The sequence below is a fragment of the Bacteroides sp. D22 genome, from assembly GCF_000163675.1.
Taxonomy (GTDB): domain Bacteria; phylum Bacteroidota; class Bacteroidia; order Bacteroidales; family Bacteroidaceae; genus Bacteroides; species Bacteroides xylanisolvens.
Window position 1 is genome coordinate 75,026 of sequence record NZ_GG774818.1, and the last position, 17,561, is coordinate 92,586.

Below are 17,561 nucleotides of genomic sequence, written 5' to 3' on the forward strand. Positions count from 1 at the left end.
ATGCCCAAAAGTGAACGTTCGATTATTCGCAGTAGTTAGGAAGGCGCACAGTGAAACGAGTGCCTTTACCTACTTCGGAGGTGACGGAGATGGTACCATTCAGACGTTCGATGATGGTCTGACAAATACTTAATCCCAAACCTGCTCCTTGGGTGAAATTATCGACTTTATAGAATCGTTCGAATATATGACGGATACCTTCTTCAGAAATACCGACTCCGGTATCCTCCACAAAGATGCGGGTGTAGCCGGGAACCTCATCATCTTCATAGCCAAAAGTAATGAAACCGCTACTCGTAAATTTAGCAGCGTTATTTATCAGATTATTCACGACTTGCTGCAAGCGTACATTATCTGTCGTAAGGTATTTCTTATCACTTTCGGGCATACGCAACACCAGTTCTACTCCCGGTGGCATATTCAAGCGTTGAGAATCATGGACGGTCTTTAATAACAGCGGCAGGTTATGCTCGGCGAACATAAATTCCATGGTTCCCGATTCGATACGTGACAAATCAAGAATATCATTAATCAAAGCCAGCAACAGGCCACAATTCTTATTAATGGTTCCGATAAACTGGGCAATCTCTTCGCTTGTAAAACCACTCGTATCGCTTAGCAAATCGGAGAAACCTACAATCGCATTCAGCGGAGTCCGAATCTCGTGACTCATGTTGGCAAGGAACGCCGATTTCAGTTTGTCAGCCTGGAGGGCTTTATCACGGGCCTCTCTCATCTCCTGCTCGGCAGTCTTATATCGCTGGATACTCTGACAAACACCTAATATATTGTACAATGAATCTTGTGTCAATCCCGTGATTACGGAAGAACGATATTCCCACCATTCATACTCTCCGTTGACATTCCGCTGACGGAAGTTCAGACGGGTATTGGAATCTTCCCCGGTCAATGCTCTGTTAAACAACGGTCTTATTTCTTTCAAATCGTCAGGATGGATAGTGCGATCCATTTCATCACGGGGGATGGTAGTAACCGATTCATCGTATCCGAGACGTTTCAAGAAACCTTGCGGGAAAATAAAACAGTTCGTTTCCATATCAAACTGCCACGGATATATGGAGCTTTCGTCTACCGCCATATCAAAGAAACGTTTCTGCATTTCTTCATCCGAAATATTCCGCGCAGAAAGTGCCATACCGGTAATCGCGTCCTTTGAACGGATCGGAACTATTTCCCCCGACACAGGGAAGTACTTATCACTATGCACTTCTTTCATGAAAGCTCCCTGCGGTATCTTCACACTTTCTCCTTTTGAAGCTACCTGCTTCAGCATTTTATGAAGAATGTCCTGACCGTTATAATAGATCTTAAAGATACTGCCAGCCATCATTCCTTCATAAAAACGCCCACCTGCCTCATACGGCAAATGAAGCATTTGTAATAAGGAACGGTTTGTGAAATGAATGTGCAAATCGGTATCATACGTTATCACACCATCACGGATGGAATGAAATACATTATCAAACTCATTACGCTGTTCCACCAGTTTATTCTGTACCAGCAGACGGGTCTGTGCCTGAATCCGTCGTTTGGATTCACGCCGGTTGGCACGCATCAGCCACACGATAGAGGCTATCAACAATGCGAGGATAGACGGATAGAGAAGTATAAAAAGGTATTTATATTTCTCCCAATATGGTTCATTGACTATGGTTCCGCTAGAGGATACTTTATCAGAGTCGACATGGAAAAAATCTAATTGCTTGTAGTCAAAGATGAATCCCTGTGTAATTTCCGTCACTCCTATATCCCGGGGAGAGGTACCTTTTAAGACCGAAGCAGCCCTTTGAGCAGCCAATGATGCAGAAGTATAGCTGTCGGCATCATAAGCGCTAAACACACCGTTAGTCAATCCTACATTTTGAGTTGAAAATACGGGAGCTTTTGAGTTTTTACCTACAAATGAAAGGAAAGGCGACCATTTAGGAGCAACAACCAAACGTTCGTAGCTGTTACGAGGGTAACAAATTGCCGCAATGATATGACTAGTCGTATGATTTTGGGTATTATAGATTTTCATTCTATAATCCGGGTTATCTTTCTGAAAGATTTTCCACTCTTCTTCAAAATCTTCAAGCCCTTTGTTACTTAAAAAGCTGTTATCTATCACACAAACCACTTCTTTCCGGCGGGGAAATATCTTTTGTGCCTGACGTAATATGACGTCGAAATCCGGATTGGCTGTGAATCCACAAACATTGGGATGAGCAGTAATCAACTTCGTATCAGGATACTTAATACCGAAAAACACCACCGGAATCTGCAAAGGCAACGAATCTCCACACGCAAAAAGGGTATAAAAAGCTTCATCACTCGCAGTTACAATCAAATCTGTCTGCCTGTCGCGGGCACGCTGACAAAAACGACGCATGATTACCTTCTCGGAATTGAATGCCCAAAAATCCGCATCAAGATATTCCGTTGTTATGTTCACCTTCAAACCACTCTCTTTAAACCCTTTAGCCAAGCCCTGATTAAGGTCACTGTGCCAAGGAGTCTGCGAGGTGTAAGACTGTATAAAAAGGATATTGAATGTACGTTCCGCTGCCGCCGCCTGCGTAAGAACAGCAAAAAACAGAACTATAAACATACAATAATAGCGTCGATTCATATAGTTAAAACCTGCGGTGTTTTCAATATTATGCCGACAAAGATACGTTAAATCTATTGAAAACAAATAGATAGCCCAAGTTTTTTATTCTTCGCGCAGCGCTTCGGCAGGCTGTATGCGGATTACCTGACGGGCAGGAAACCAAATACCTATAAGAATCATTAAAGACATCAGGAAGTAGGTTATGACAAATGTAATAAGAAAACGTACTACTCCCCACTCCATATACCCTTCAGTCAACTCCAGATGGCCGATATTATAACAGATGGCGGCGGCAGGCAAAGCAGCCAGAGTCAATAATAGCAATCCTTCTTTATTTAAACGTTGCCAAAGCTGCATCCGGCTGGACCCGACTGCTATACGAAGCGCAGACTCGGTACGACGGTGCTGCGTACGGAACCAGAAGGTGCCGACAATACCCAACAGGATATTAAGCAATAAGAAGCCCATCATCCAGAAACGTACCTGTACCTGATTATAACTTCCTTGCTGGAAGTCATTCCGCAGATCTTCATAATCATGCACTTTCAGGATGAATAAGTTACCGACACTCAACTGGTTGGCGGACAATTTCATCAAATGTTCCGCAAAGTCTCTGGAAGTCCCCGGTTTCACCCGCAGACAAACTTCTACACTCGAAGGATAAAGTTCATCGTCAAGTTCGACCATTATCTTTTCAGTAAGTTCAATGGCTACATACCGGTCACTGTAGTTAGGCCAAAAGTCATTGTAACGCACTTTCTTCGAAACTCCCCCTATCTTGTACACTTTTGTAGAATCATCCACATCGACCATTTCTTTACCCAACAGCGTACGATCGCCTTTATAATCTTTGGGCCAGAAATTTTCACCAACAACTACATTGCCATTCCTTAAAGCTTGCACCAACGGCTGATAACCACGCCCATCAGCACTTTGATAACGGAAGACCTGAAAAAAGTCAGGGGTTACCGAACGCCGTAGCGGACTACTAACCAATGTATCGATACGCAACATACTACCGGAATTACTCCCGATATAGGGACGCGCATTATTGGATATTGAAACGGCCTCCACTTCCGGCAATCTCCGGAGACGATTGGTCAACTCGATAATATCTTGTCCTAAAGATGTACTCTTTTGCTCTTTCGAAAGATAGGAATTACTCTTGTCGTTTTTCAGGCTTAGCTCCAAATAATACGTATCGGTAATATCAAATCCTACCGGTTCGTAATAAGTACACGCTGTCACATACGTCCAGTCGACCACATACCACAGGACCACAAAAACAATTAATAGTTCTGACCACAACCATCCGTTTGACCGGCGCTCGTTCCATATTTGTTTTAATAGTTGCATTTTCTTTAGAATTTAGATGAGTTGAAGAATTATCTTTCGTTGATGGCATCCACAATATTGGTGCGAGTTACTCTCCATGCCGGAATGGCGGCACTTAATAAATTGAGTAGGAAGCAAGCCAGAAATGCCAGCAGGAATACGGTAGGATCGAACAGTAAGTCGACACACATGGTCCGCAAATCCTCCACACCATTGGATACAAAGTCTACGGAAAAAAGCATTCCTCCCAAAAGGAAAGCGGCGACATAACTTAATACCAGTCCGAGAATTCCTCCGAACAGGGAATAAAGCATATTTTCGGATAGTACCTGCATCATAAGCTCCCGTCTGGGGGCACCAAAGGCTTTTCGCACTCCTATTTCGGAGATACGCTTACGCATGCGTGACAAAGTAAGTCCGGACAAGTTGACGGCAGGAACAATCAATAAGACAAGTAATGTCAGTATGTATTGCCGTACTGCTTCTTTCACAGCAGGAGGATTGTTGGCGGAATAGCGTTGCGCGGCTACGAAATAAGTATCAGGCTGTCCGCGATAGAGTAAATCGAAATTGGGATGCCCTGCCATAAAGATAGCCCGCAAGCGGTCTGCCTCCTGACGAATAGCCGGAAAATCATCTTTCGATTTAGCCAGTATATAGACGGCAGTCATACCCATGATATTGTCATCGCCCCAAGTGGCTGTGAAGGCACTTGTTGAACTCAAAGGAATCCAAATTTGCGCATAGGCGTATTTCGCCAGTTTAGAGACCGGACGTACCACTCCGCAAACAATATAAGCCGAATGGTTCAGAAGGAATGTCTTTCCAACCACTTCTGACGTTCCGAACAAACGGCGAGCCGTATCTTCGGAAATCACAGCTTTTGCTGCTCCGGCATCAAAATCGGCATTATCATACGGTTTACCGGATAGAAACTCAAATTCAAATATTTTCCAGAAGGCATCGTCTGTTTGCAACACACTACAACTTTCCATCTCACCTGCCGGTTTAGCAGCCAGCATTGTTTCCTGCCAGATATTGGTTATGGAAACAACTTCGGGAATTGTCATTGCTTTGAAACAAGCCTTTGCCGTATTGTATCCGATAGGGCCATTGCTTTGCCAATTCACATTGGACTTACTTTGAAGTCCGGCAAACCGGAAAATAAGCATCCGGTCACGATGGGTTTCCGGTGCAAAGGGAGCAATAGTCGCACGTAAAGTAATCACAATTACCATTATCATAGCAATAGCCAAAGCTGTACCAATAATAGAAATAGAAGAAAGCAGTTTATTTTCTCCCAACAGATGGAATGCTTGTTTAAAATAGAGTTTTATCATGATCGTTACCAGTATAGAGTTCAGTATATTTCTTACCCGTCTTTTTTATTCTTCTTCGATTAGGTTCCACAGAAGTTCGTCAAAGAACGTTCCATATTAGAAATTCCATCCCTTCTTTGTTATATCCTTACATTTCAGGTTTTTGTGATTGATTTTACCAACACCATCCTTTTTAAAGAATGCAGTATCAGTCTTACCCGATAAAGTGATATTACCTACTCCATCCACTTTAGCCTTGATAAGGCCACAGTCAACATTCATTTTCATATTGCCTACTCCGTCGACATCGAGTTTCAGTTCATCGCAATGAAGATTTTTCACGTTGCAATTTCCCACTCCGTCAAGTTCGAAAGCTATATTTTTAAGATTCAATTTTTCCTTTGCATCAAAGTTCCCTACCCCGTCGATTTTCACTTTACTCAAATCGGGAGCAGTGATGTAAAAAATCAGATTCTTGACATTCTTTACGTTCTTCTCTTTATAATCGATAACCAGTGTGCCGTTCTTCACCGTTACCCGGGTTTTCTCTACAAATTCAGAAGGCCCTCCCAAACGGCAGGTACATTCTGCCGATTGAGCGAAAATAATATTTCCGACAGATTGCAGGTTGATGGCAAAGAAGTCGCCTACATTATAATCTTTACTCACATTTTGTGCCGATAGCGAACAAAAAGCAACACTTAACAGGACAGCTATCGCAACGATAAAAATATTCTTTGTCATGGTGGTTTTTAATTTAGAGAAATATTAATCTGTTTTTCTATTTAGTTTCATGTATAAAACGCAGGTTCTACTGCACCTGACGTCCGTCAAAGAAACGGATGGTACGCGAAGTCTGCTTCGCCTGTTCTTCATTATGGGTAACCATGACGATGGTGCGTCCGTCTTCTTTATTCAGTCGGTGAAGCAGTTCCATGACTTCGGCTCCCATCCTTGAATCCAAGTTACCTGTCGGCTCATCGGCAAGGATTATTTCGGGATTACCGATAATAGCACGGGCAATAGCTACACGTTGGCACTGCCCACCGGAAAGTTGTGTAGGAAAATGTCTCATACGATGGCTTAACCCTACTTTTTCCAATACCTCTTGCGCCAACCGCTTTCGCTCACTACTGCCAACACGGCGATAAAGTAAAGGCAACTCCACATTATCCATCACATTCAACGAATTAATCAAATGAAAAGACTGAAACACAAAACCAAGCGTTTTATTACGAAAAACGGCCAATTCTTTGTCTTTCATTCCTTCGGTACGTATTCCATTGATTTCCACTATTCCCATGGTAGGTGCGTCAAGTAATCCCATTATATTCAACAATGTAGATTTTCCGCACCCGGAAGGTCCCATTATACTTAGGAATTCTCCACGTTCTACCGTCAGATTCACATTTTCCAACGCTACCGTTTCAATCTCATCAGTACGATAAATTTTGGAAAGAGAGTTCAATGTTATCATAACTTCTAGTATTTAAATTATTTAATCTTCAGCTTATTCTTGTTCTTATATGCACTCATATCGCTTACCACTACCCTGTCACCCGGTTGCAATCCACTCAAAACTTCTACATATTCAAAGTTTGAATCACCCAACTGTATCTTACGTTTGACCAGTTCATTGTCAGAGTTGCAGACAAACAATTCGTATTCACCACGCCCCACATAGAAAGAGCCATTGGCAACACGCATCACATCTTCCTTCACGGCATTCATCACATAAACATCTGTCTTCAATCCGGAGCGCAGACGACGGTGATTATCTTCCTTCAACTGAACCGTGAATGATATGACGCCATTCTTGGATAACGGTGTTACACTGCTGACCGTTCCTTCCAGTTTATCGCTTCCTATCTTAACAATTGCTTTTCCTCCAGCTGCCACACGGTCGCCATACGTATCAGCAATCTCGCCTTCTACCTTAAAATGACTTAAATCGGAAATGATAGCGACTTGTCCGCCTTCGGAAACCTGCGCACCAATCTGGTTATTAATATAGGTAAGAATAGCTTTGCGCGGAGAACGGATTTGCGCATCATCCAAAGTACGTTTCTTTTCGGAAAGGCTCTTGCGGAAGATATTAAAATCAAGCTCCTGAACTTTTAGTTCGGCAGCAGCTACTTCCTTCTCATTTTTATATTGTTGCTGAAGTTGTTCGTACTCTAATTGAGCCACATTATAGCTCAATTCAGCCTGGCGTACCTTATCCGTTGTTCCTGCACCGAGACTGTCCAGATAGTGTTCATTTCTCAACTCCACTTTCATACGACTCAATTTCATTGCCGAAACTTTAATCTGCATCGCCATATCGGAAAGCTTCGTCTGATTATTGACACGAAGCTGATCGAGCTTATACCGACGCATCTGCTCTTCGTCCAGCAACTTTTTATATTCGGTTTCCGTACTCTGAAGATCTAGTTTCAGAATCGGAGTACCTACATCTACGCTATCTCCTCCTTTTTTATAAACTTCAAGAATACGACTGTTGATTGGAGAATTGATTATTTCTTCAAATGCAGGAACCACCTTGCCGGAAGCACTGACACTTACCTCAATAACTCCTGTATCGACTGTGGAAAAGACAAGATCTTTTGCCTCCACTCCTGCCCTTAGTACAGATATAAGTACACCAATGACAACAATACTTGCCACCCCGATGGATGAATAACGAATGATCTTCTTGTTACGTTCTTTCTGACGTATTTCTTTAGGAATTTCTCTGTCCATATCTGATCGTTTACGATTTTATCATGTATCAATTTAGCATTTCATATACCAAATCTATGCCAAAATCATAAGTAATTGATAAATAGAATGTAACAAAAAACAAAGGGTGTCCGATATCGGACACCCTGTACGAATTTACTGTTCAGAATATGAATCTATCCACCTGTCGGCGGAAGGTCAGTATACCTGGATAATGCCGGATTGTCAACTACGGTATAATGACTTCTCATTGACTATTTTTTCTCTTGTTCGGAAGCTTGCTGAATCTCCTGCGGAGAGTGTTGCTTCGGTTCCTGTATCAGTTCTTTTCCCCAATGGGTAGTTTCCTCCACCTTTTCACGATCACGAATCTCTTTTGCTTTACGGGCATAGACAATCATACGCATAGACTGATCGTAAGTGAAATAATTCCATACCCAATTCAAGAGTACAATAACCTTATTGCGTACTCCAAGGATAGAACGCAGATGAACAACGAGCCACATCACCCAGGCAAACCATCCCTGCATCTTTACTTTACTAAACTCTGCTACGGCACGATTGCGCCCGACAGTCGCCATCGAACCTAAATTGCGGTAATGGAAAGGTTTCATTTCCTGTCCTTTCTCCATACGAATCAGATTCTTTGCCAATAGTTCTCCTTGCTGGATCGCCACTTGTGCCAGTTGAGGATGCCCGTTCGGGTAATTTTCATCAGCTAACTGAATACATTGGTCGCCAATAGCAAACACATTATTCATCCCTTCTACACGGTTAAATGAATCGACTTTAATACGTCCTCCACGCCCAATCAGAGAGGCATCCAGATTTCCGATAGTCACACCGGTGACACCACTCACCCAGATAAAAGTACGCGTGGCAATCTCTGTACCATCTTCGAGTACTACTTTATGGTCACGATAATCCACAACGCGTTTATTCAACAGGATATTTACTCCCATTTCACGGAGAAACTGTTCAGCATGTGCAGATGATTCTTCCGACATTCCGGCAAGCAATCGCGGCCCGGCTTCAATCAAATAGATGTGCATCAGACTGCTGGACATATCAGGATAATCATTCGGCAAGACAAATTTCTTCATCTCGGAAAGTATTCCGGCTACTTCTATCCCGGTAGCTCCACCTCCCACAATTACAATATTCAATAACTCTTGTTGTTCCTGCTTCGTTGAACAGGTCAGCGCTCGTTCCAGATTAGCCAGAAGAGCGTTTCGCAATCCCATCGCTTCTGACACATTTTTCATCGGCATGGCTTCCTCTTCGATATGTTTATTACCGAAATAGTTGGTTGTAGTACCTGCTGCTAACACCAGATAGTCATATTCTGCTTTTCCGATGGAAGTCTGTATCATATTCTTTTCCGGGAAAATGGCACGTACTTCCGCCATACGGAAAAAGAAATCTTTCCGATGCTGGAATATTTTACGGAAGGGGAAGGATATGGAAGTTGGCTCCATACCAGCCGAAGCCACCTGATAAATCAAAGGAGGAAACTGATGATAGTTGTTTTTATCTATCAATACGACTTGAAAGCCTGACTTTTTCAGCTTGTTAGCCAGTTTCAAGCCACCGAAACCACCGCCTACTATGACGACACGTTTCTTATTACTTTTTGCAATGTTTAGACTCATATTCTAATCATGTTTTATCAAGATAATAACACATGAATGAGTCATTAAGTTTCCGAAATTCGAAACTTTTGAGAGAAGTCTCTACCGCAGACGCAATCTATCTCCGATTTCCGGAACATACTCACCATCCTTACGATTCATCTTATACAGATTTTTGAGGCGGATACCATATTTTTGAGAGATGCCATGCATGGAATCTCCATCTTTCACAACATATACAGTATAAGGTTTGGAAGCCTTTTTCTTCTTGCTCTTCAGGTAGATGATATCTCCTTCCATCAAGGTATAATCATGCTGCAAGTCGTTGTACTTCACAAGTTTCCTCCAACTAATATCGAATTCCTTGCCTAAATCTTTAAAGGTATCACCGTTGCGGGCTACCACATAAGCAATATCATTAGCGATATACACCTGATGCGGGCTCATCAACCAAGGATTCTTTTTCAGTTTCCGTTCCGAATATACCCCCTTACGGTCGTATTTATACAAGTCATAATCTTCGATAATTGTAATCAGACGATTAGCATAAGAAGGATCGGTAGCATAGCCTGCTTTTTTCAGTCCACGCGCCCAGCCTTTATAATCGGTGATGTCCAGTTTAAAAAGAAAAGCGTAACGGGCACCTCTTCTAAGGAAGTCGGAATGATCTTCGTAAGAGTCACGCGGATGCTTATAAGCACGGAAACATTCGTTACGGGCATCATCATCATGACGAACCGTACGTCCCCACCAACTGCCACCACACTTAATACCAAAGTGGTTATTACTCTTTCGTGCCAACTGGCTGTATCCGGCACCGCTTTCCAGCAATCCTTGTGCCAATGTAATACTCGCCGGAATCTTATGAAGCTTCATCTGTTCAACAGCCAAATCACTATACTTATTTATATACTCGACGTAACGGGCATTCCGTTTCTGTGCCTGCACTCCTACGGCAAAGAAAAAAACAACGGTTAAAAAGATAAGTCTATGCAGTTTATTCTCCATTTTTATTCAGATGTGAATTAGATGGCACAAAAATCTGAAAAATAATTGGGATTATCAATCTCTTTCCTAACTTTGTAACATTAATTGTAGAAACCAATACCCTGACGTATATGAAAGACCTCACAATTACCGCTATTATTAAAGTATATCAATATGATGAGTTGAATGAGGGCGATCGGTCACTTATAAAGACTGCCATGGAGGCAACAGCTCGTAGTTATTCTCCGTACTCCCATTTCTCCGTAGGTGCCGCTGCGCTATTGGGCAACGGGACAGTAGTGACAGGAACCAATCAGGAAAATGCGGCCTATCCGTCGGGGCTTTGTGCAGAACGTACTACCCTATTCTATGCCAACTCCCAATATCCCGACCAACCGGTTGTCACTCTTGCCATTGCGGCACGAACGGAAAAGGACTTCATCGACCATCCGATTCCTCCCTGCGGTGCTTGCCGGCAAGTGATTCTGGAAACGGAAAAGCGTTACAAACAACCCATCCGCATCCTATTATATGGCAAAGAATGTATCTACGAAGTAAAAAGTATAGGCGATCTACTGCCGTTATCATTTGACGCATCAGCAATGGAGGATTAATTATGTTACAACAATATCACACGAAACTAAAAGGAACACTCGCACTTACAGACTCTTATCTGACAGAAAAAGCACTGCAAAAAGAAAAAGGGCTTTATAAATTTATATGGGTACGCAACGGAAGCATCACAGTAGAAATCGACCATCAGGAAATGATACTTACCCAAGATGAAGTGATTTCACTCACTCATCTGCAACACCTCGAATTTAAATCGATTGATGGTGAATACCTGACTTTGTTGTTCAACAGCAATTTCTATTGTATCTATGGCAACGACCATGAAGTGTCATGCAGCGGTTTCCTGTTCAACGGTTCTTCTCACCTGATCCGTTTTACCCTGAATGAAAAAGAACGTAAAGAACTCGACACCATTACCGAAGCACTGGAAAACGAGTTTACCGTTTCCGACAGCCTGCAGGAGGAGATGCTACGCATCCTGCTAAAACGTTTCATTATCCAATGTACCCGAATTGCACGTCACCGCATGAATATCACCCGTGAAAAAGAATCCGGTTTTGAGATTGTCCGCCAATACTATAACTTGGTCGACGAGCATTACCGGACGAAGAAACAGGTGCAGGACTATGCCGATATGTTGCATAAATCTCCCAAGACACTATCGAACATCTTTTCTACCTGCAAACTGCCTTCGCCGCTTCGGGTTATCCACGAACGGGTGGAAGCGGAAGCTAAACGTCTCCTGCTTTACAGCAACAAAAGCGCCAAAGAGATTGCCGATATTCTGGGATTTGAAGACCAGGCTTCTTTCAGCCGTTTCTTCAAAAATATGACTGGACAGAGCGCCGTGCAATTCAGAAACACACAGGAAGGGAAAAATTGACAAGGCATACGGAAGTATTGCTATTTTGGGGGTAGTGGAAATGGACGACCTTTGCAACATAAGATAAACCCATTAAAACCCCAACAAAATGAAAGAGAAATTGATCGCTTTACTGACCTTCACTTCAAGTCTGAAAAGTTTTGGTATGAAATTTATCCGCGTTGCCATCCTGGTAGTATTTGTATGGATAGGCGGATTGAAGTATTTCCATTATGAAGCCGACGGGATTGTTCCGTTTGTTGCCAACAGTCCTTTTATGAGTTTCTTCTATGCTAAAGGTGCACCCGAATACAAAGAACATAAAAATGCGGAAGGTGCTTTTGTCCCGGAAAATCGTGCATGGCACGAAGCAAACCGCACTTATACTTTCTCTTACGGACTGGGAGCTCTTATTATGGGGATCGGCATACTGGTATTCTTGGGAATCTTTTTCCCAAAAGTGGGATTGGCAGGCGACACCCTCGCCATTATCATGACGCTCGGCACACTTTCTTTTCTTGTCACCACCCCGGAAGTCTGGGTTCCCGACTTGGGAAGCGGAGAATTCGGTTTCCCATTACTATCCGGTGCAGGGCGGTTGGTGATTAAAGACATTGTGATCCTGGCCAGTGCCGTAGTGTTATTATCCGACTCGTCACAACGCGTACTCAAAACACTTAAAAAAGACTAAGACAACCACTAAAGAGGATTCTGACTTCTTGCCATTGCGGAACAAATCGTATTTTCAGACTGTTATATAGTCTCATACAAATCATTAATACAAGAAGTTATGAAACAATATGATGCAATTATTATAGGATTCGGCAAGGCAGGGAAAACCCTGGCTGCCGAACTTTCCAACCGCGGATGGCAAGTGGCCATCGTAGAACGTTCCAACATGATGTATGGAGGAAGCTGTCCGAATGTAGCCTGTATCCCAACAAAGACGCTGGTGCATGAAGCCGAGGTTTCCGCTTTGCTTTACCACGATGATTTTCCGAAGCAGGCGAATATGTACAAACAGGCCATCGGCCGAAAGAACCGCCTCACTTCCTTTCTTAGGAATGATAATTACGAAAGACTAAGCAAACGTCCTAATGTGACTATCTATACTGGAACGGGGTCTTTCATATCCGCCGATACCATAAAAGTGGAACTTCCCGAAGGAGAAATCGAACTGAAAGGAAAAGAGATATTTATCAACACGGGGTCTACTCCTATTATCCCTGCAATAGATGGTATTCAGCAAAGTCAGCACGTATATACCAGTAGTGCGCTTTTGGACTTAAGTGTACTTCCTCATCACCTGATTATCATAGGTGGAGGATATATCGGACTGGAGTTCGCTTCTATGTATGCCGGTTTCGGCAGTAAAGTGACGATACTCGAAGGAGGAAACAAATTTATGCCTCGCGAAGATCGGGATATTGCAAACAGCGTCAAAGAAGTGATGGAGAAGAAAGGTATTGAAATCCATCTGAACGCGCGTGCACAGTCTATCCATGACACGAATGACGGAGTGACACTGACTTACTCGGACATATCCGACGGTACTCCTTATTATGTAGATGGAGATGCCATTCTTATCGCAACGGGACGTAAACCGATGATTGAAGGATTGAATCTGCAAGCAGCGGGTGTAGGAGTTGATGCTCACGGAGCTATCATCGTAAACGATCAGTTACGCACTACTGTTCCTCATATATGGGCAATGGGAGATGTGAAAGGCGGATCGCAATTTACTTATGTCTCGCTAGATGATTTCCAGATTATCCGTGACCAGCTCTTCGGTGACAAGAAACGTGATATCGGAGACCGTGATCCTGTGCAATATGCAGTGTTTATTGATCCGCCATTGGCACATATCGGAATCAGTGAAGAAGAAGCTCTGAAAAGAGGATATTCATTTAAGGTTTCCCGGTTGCCGGCTTCCTCTATCGTTCGTACCCGCACATTAAGGCAGACTGATGGTATGCTAAAAGCTATCATCAATAATCATAACGGGAAGATTATGGGCTGTACTCTATTCTGTGCCGATGCTTCAGAAATCATCAATATCGTAGCTATGGCGATAAAAACAGGGCAAACCTCTACATTCTTGCGCGATTTTATCTTCACGCATCCCAGTATGAGTGAGGGATTAAATCAACTGTTTGATGTATAAGAATAAGAAAGAATATAACTCACTTCTAAAACAGAGCCTCTGAATAGGGTAAACAGAGGCTCTATTTGGAGTAATCGGAGGCTCTGAATGAGGTAAACGGAGCCTCTAAATAAATGAAACTCATTCTTTTTCAGTCTTAATAGAGTGAAATCTAATAGAAAGTGTTATCTTTGCAACCAAGTTAAACTATATACCTACCGCAATGAGAATTAGTAAGTAAGACAACACTTCTAAGTAAACATCACTTTTCTTATATGCTTTTTCTATTTCGTTAAGCATCACGAAATCCGTGTTGTTTAGCCAGTATTGTGTTTGTCGTTCCCCCCTATCCTGTGATTTTCCCTCACTCTATTTTCAACCTCAAACCCAATAGATCATTATGTCTATAAGTATTCAGCAAATCAGCTATATCCATCCGGATAAAGAAGTATTATTCAGTGATCTCAATTTCGCCATCAGTAAGGGGCAGAAACTGGGATTAGTCGGTAACAATGGGTGCGGTAAATCTACTTTGCTGCAAATTATTGCCGGACAACTTTCACCCTCTTCCGGTGTCATTGTCCGTCTGGACGACCTATATTATATCCCGCAACATTTCGGGCAATATGATTCATTGACTATCGCTCAAGCACTCCAGATAGAACGTAAGCAACAAGCCTTACATGCTATCCTGTCAGGAGATGCCTCAAACGAAAATTTCGTCATCCTGGATGATGACTGGAATATTGAAGAACGTTCCATTGCCGCTCTCGATTTATGGGGGCTAGGACAGTTTACTCTATCCTACCCGATGAATTTGCTTAGCGGCGGTGAAAAGACCCGTGTATTTCTGGCAGGGATGGACATTCATCACCCATCTGTCGTACTTATGGATGAACCGACCAATCATCTCGATTCTTCCGGCAGACAACGTTTATATGACTGGGTAGAGAAATATCGTTCCACCCTGTTGGTGGTAAGTCATGACCGTACCCTGCTCAATCTTCTCCCCGAGATTTGCGAACTGGAGAAGCATCAAATCAATTATTATGGCGGAAATTACGAATTCTACAAAGAACAAAAAACGCTGATGCAGGAAGCATTGCAACAACGTATTGAAGAAAAAGAAAAGGCACTACGTATTGCCCGTAAAGTGGCTCGCGAAACGGCCGAACGCAGGGACAAACAGAATGTACGCGGCGAAAAGAGTAATATAAGAAAAGGAGTTCCACGCATTGTATTGAACGCACTCCAAGGGAAATCCGAGAAGAGCACTAGTAAACTGACTGGCGTTCATCAGGAAAAAGCCGAGAAGTTAACAAATGAACGCAACCAGCTTCGAGGTTCGCTCTCTCCGACTGCGGCATTAAAAACCGACTTCAACAGTTCCTCGCTTCATACCGGGAAGATATTAGTGACAGCAAAAGAGATTAACTTCAGTTATCATTCCAATTCGGTTAACAATGATATTCTGACGAATAATGAAATAAATTCGTCTGACACAGGTTATCTTCCCAATCCGAATAGCAATGATATTCAGGAAAATAGTATCTCAAAACAACAGCTTTGGCAAGCTCCTGTCAGTTTTCAGCTAAAGAGCGGAGACCGCCTCCGTATAGAAGGAGCCAACGGTAGCGGGAAGACAACTCTATTGAAATTAATCACCGGCCAACTTCAACCACAGGAAGGAACCCTGACACGGACGGACTTTAGCTATGTCTATTTGAATCAAGAGTATTCGATCATTGACGACCGGAACAGTATTCTTGAACAGGCTTACGCTTTCAACAGCCGGAATCTGCCGGAGCATGAAATAAAGATTATTCTACACCGTTACTTGTTTCCTGCATCCGAATGGGACAAATCCTGCCGGAAACTTAGTGGTGGTGAGAAAATGCGTCTCGCTTTCTGCTGTCTGATGATTAGTAACAATACCCCTGATATGTTTATCCTGGATGAACCTACCAACAATTTGGACATACAAAGTATTGAAATTATCACTGCTACTATCAAAAATTATGCAGGTACTGTGATAGCAATCTCACACGACAATTATTTTATTCAGGAAATTGGTGTCGAACAATGCATTTTATTGAGTTAGTCTATTGATATTTTATCCAGGGCAACCGCACCAATATTTAATTCATATTCGCACAGTTTTGAATAAAATAATGGAGTATTCTGGAAACGTTGTGGTAAATCTGAAAAAGATGATTGAGTTTTTAAGATTCCCCGTTATCTTTTTATTATAAGATATGGGTCCAGGGTGAGGGGTGGTGAGGGTAGATTTATAACCTTTTATTATTTTATTTTCTATACTATCTCCTTTTTTATCCTCAAAAAAAAATACGAAAGTTATAAATCTACCCTCACCACCCCTCACCCTGGACCCATTCATTAGCGCAACGTTTAACTCGTTTCTGCACAGTTATGAATCAAATTTTGGTGCGGTTGCACTGTATTTTATCTGATAAGTCTAAATATCAATCTAGTTTTTTTATAACTTCGCAGCGCGAAGATCAAGAATTAGAATTAAAATGAATCAGACAGCACAATCATGGTGGTTTATCTTTTACAAAGACCAACTGCTTCTTGAGAAAAAAGAGGATGGTATATATACCGTCCCGTGTGGAGAAAGCTCTCCTATTGTTATTAAAGAAAAAACAACCGTACACAATATCACCACACTAGAAAGGAAAAACTGCAAGGCTTTCTCCCTCTCCTCTCCCATTGAAGAATCGGAGCAATGGATCATGATAGGGCTTCGTGCCTCCTATGAATATCTTCCTTTGTCTCATTATCAGACAGCAGGAAAAGCACATGAGATTCTGCATTGGGATAGAAACAGCCGCTTTTGTTCCGCCTGCGGCACGCCTATGGAACAGAAAGAATCTATCATGAAGCGTTGTCCGAAATGTGGCCGGGAAGTATATCCTTCCATTTCCACAGCGATTCTTGTATTAGTGAGAAAAAAAGATTCACTACTTTTAGTGCACGCCCGCAATTTTAAAGGAACATTCAACAGTCTCGTTGCCGGATTTCTGGAAACCGGAGAAACGCTAGAAGAATGTGTAGCACGTGAAGTGAAAGAAGAAACCGGACTGGATGTAAAGAATATCACTTATTTCGGTAATCAGCCCTGGCCTTATCCCAGCGGACTAATGGTCGGCTTTATTGCTGATTATGCCGGAGGGGAAATCAACCTCCAAGATGAAGAATTGAGTTCGGGAGACTTTTATACAAGAGACAATTTACCCGAACTTCCCAGAAAACTTAGTCTTGCCCGAAAGATGATTGATTGGTGGATAGAGCATCCAAATGAATAAATCAAACATGGAAAATATCATCAAAGGAATCCGTCAGTATGTTCCCGAAG

Annotated in this window: 14 protein-coding genes; 6 read left to right on the plus strand and 8 right to left on the minus strand. The window is 42.5% G+C overall.

What is annotated here, in order from left to right:
• Positions 1-22: 22 nt before the first annotated feature.
• The 8 genes from HMPREF0106_RS05145 to HMPREF0106_RS05110 all read right to left on the minus strand — a co-directional run bounded on the left by HMPREF0106_RS05145 (position 23) and on the right by HMPREF0106_RS05110 (position 10,628).
• Positions 23-2,632 carry a PAS domain-containing sensor histidine kinase gene (locus tag HMPREF0106_RS05145; protein ID WP_009040799.1) on the minus strand — a complete coding sequence of 870 codons (2,610 nt, stop codon included), beginning with the start codon at positions 2,630-2,632 and terminating at the stop codon, positions 23-25.
• 84 nt (positions 2,633-2,716) lie between these two features.
• The gene (locus HMPREF0106_RS05140) at positions 2,717-3,970 is read right to left on the minus strand and encodes an ABC transporter permease (protein ID WP_009040800.1); all 1,254 of its coding nucleotides are present in this window, start codon (positions 3,968-3,970) and stop codon (positions 2,717-2,719) included.
• 29 nt (positions 3,971-3,999) lie between these two features.
• A complete protein-coding gene (locus HMPREF0106_RS05135; protein WP_009040801.1) occupies positions 4,000-5,289 on the minus strand; it encodes an ABC transporter permease in 1,290 nt (429 codons plus the stop codon).
• Between the two features lie 96 nt (positions 5,290-5,385).
• Positions 5,386-6,012: a GIN domain-containing protein gene (locus HMPREF0106_RS05130; protein ID WP_009040802.1), complete on the minus strand. Its 627-nt coding sequence runs from the start codon at positions 6,010-6,012 to the stop codon at positions 5,386-5,388.
• Positions 6,013-6,079: 67 nt separating this feature from the next.
• Positions 6,080-6,745 (minus strand): ABC transporter ATP-binding protein, encoded by a 666-nt coding sequence (locus HMPREF0106_RS05125; RefSeq protein WP_004311327.1) that lies wholly within the window; start codon positions 6,743-6,745, stop codon positions 6,080-6,082.
• A 17-nt stretch (positions 6,746-6,762) separates the two neighbouring features.
• Entirely contained in the window at positions 6,763-8,010 is a 1,248-nt protein-coding gene (locus HMPREF0106_RS05120; RefSeq protein WP_004311328.1) for an efflux RND transporter periplasmic adaptor subunit, read from the minus strand.
• Positions 8,011-8,243: 233 nt separating this feature from the next.
• Positions 8,244-9,641, minus strand: coding sequence for an NAD(P)/FAD-dependent oxidoreductase (locus HMPREF0106_RS05115; protein ID WP_004311329.1), 1,398 nt, complete (start codon positions 9,639-9,641; stop codon positions 8,244-8,246).
• Between the two features lie 81 nt (positions 9,642-9,722).
• The gene (locus HMPREF0106_RS05110; protein WP_009040803.1) at positions 9,723-10,628 is read right to left on the minus strand and encodes a glucosaminidase domain-containing protein; all 906 of its coding nucleotides are present in this window, start codon (positions 10,626-10,628) and stop codon (positions 9,723-9,725) included.
• Between the two features lie 110 nt (positions 10,629-10,738).
• Between HMPREF0106_RS05110 and cdd the strand changes: the two genes are divergently transcribed.
• The 6 genes from cdd to nudC all read left to right on the plus strand — a co-directional run bounded on the left by cdd (position 10,739) and on the right by nudC (position 17,511).
• On the plus strand, positions 10,739-11,221 hold the full coding sequence (cdd, locus tag HMPREF0106_RS05105; RefSeq protein WP_004304232.1) for a cytidine deaminase: 483 nt from the start codon (positions 10,739-10,741) through the stop codon (positions 11,219-11,221).
• A 2-nt stretch (positions 11,222-11,223) separates the two neighbouring features.
• The gene (locus HMPREF0106_RS05100) at positions 11,224-12,063 is read left to right on the plus strand and encodes an AraC family transcriptional regulator (protein ID WP_004304233.1); all 840 of its coding nucleotides are present in this window, start codon (positions 11,224-11,226) and stop codon (positions 12,061-12,063) included.
• An 88-nt stretch (positions 12,064-12,151) separates the two neighbouring features.
• Positions 12,152-12,733, plus strand: coding sequence for a DUF417 family protein (locus HMPREF0106_RS05095; RefSeq protein ID WP_004304234.1), 582 nt, complete (start codon positions 12,152-12,154; stop codon positions 12,731-12,733).
• A gap of 99 nt (positions 12,734-12,832) precedes the next feature.
• Positions 12,833-14,206 (plus strand): FAD-dependent oxidoreductase, encoded by a 1,374-nt coding sequence (locus HMPREF0106_RS05090; protein ID WP_009040804.1) that lies wholly within the window; start codon positions 12,833-12,835, stop codon positions 14,204-14,206.
• Positions 14,207-14,585: 379 nt separating this feature from the next.
• Positions 14,586-16,286 carry an ABC-F family ATP-binding cassette domain-containing protein gene (locus tag HMPREF0106_RS05085; protein WP_009040805.1) on the plus strand — a complete coding sequence of 567 codons (1,701 nt, stop codon included), beginning with the start codon at positions 14,586-14,588 and terminating at the stop codon, positions 16,284-16,286.
• Positions 16,287-16,716: 430 nt separating this feature from the next.
• The gene (gene nudC, locus HMPREF0106_RS05080) at positions 16,717-17,511 is read left to right on the plus strand and encodes an NAD(+) diphosphatase (RefSeq protein WP_255342290.1); all 795 of its coding nucleotides are present in this window, start codon (positions 16,717-16,719) and stop codon (positions 17,509-17,511) included.
• Positions 17,512-17,561 lie beyond the last annotated feature (50 nt).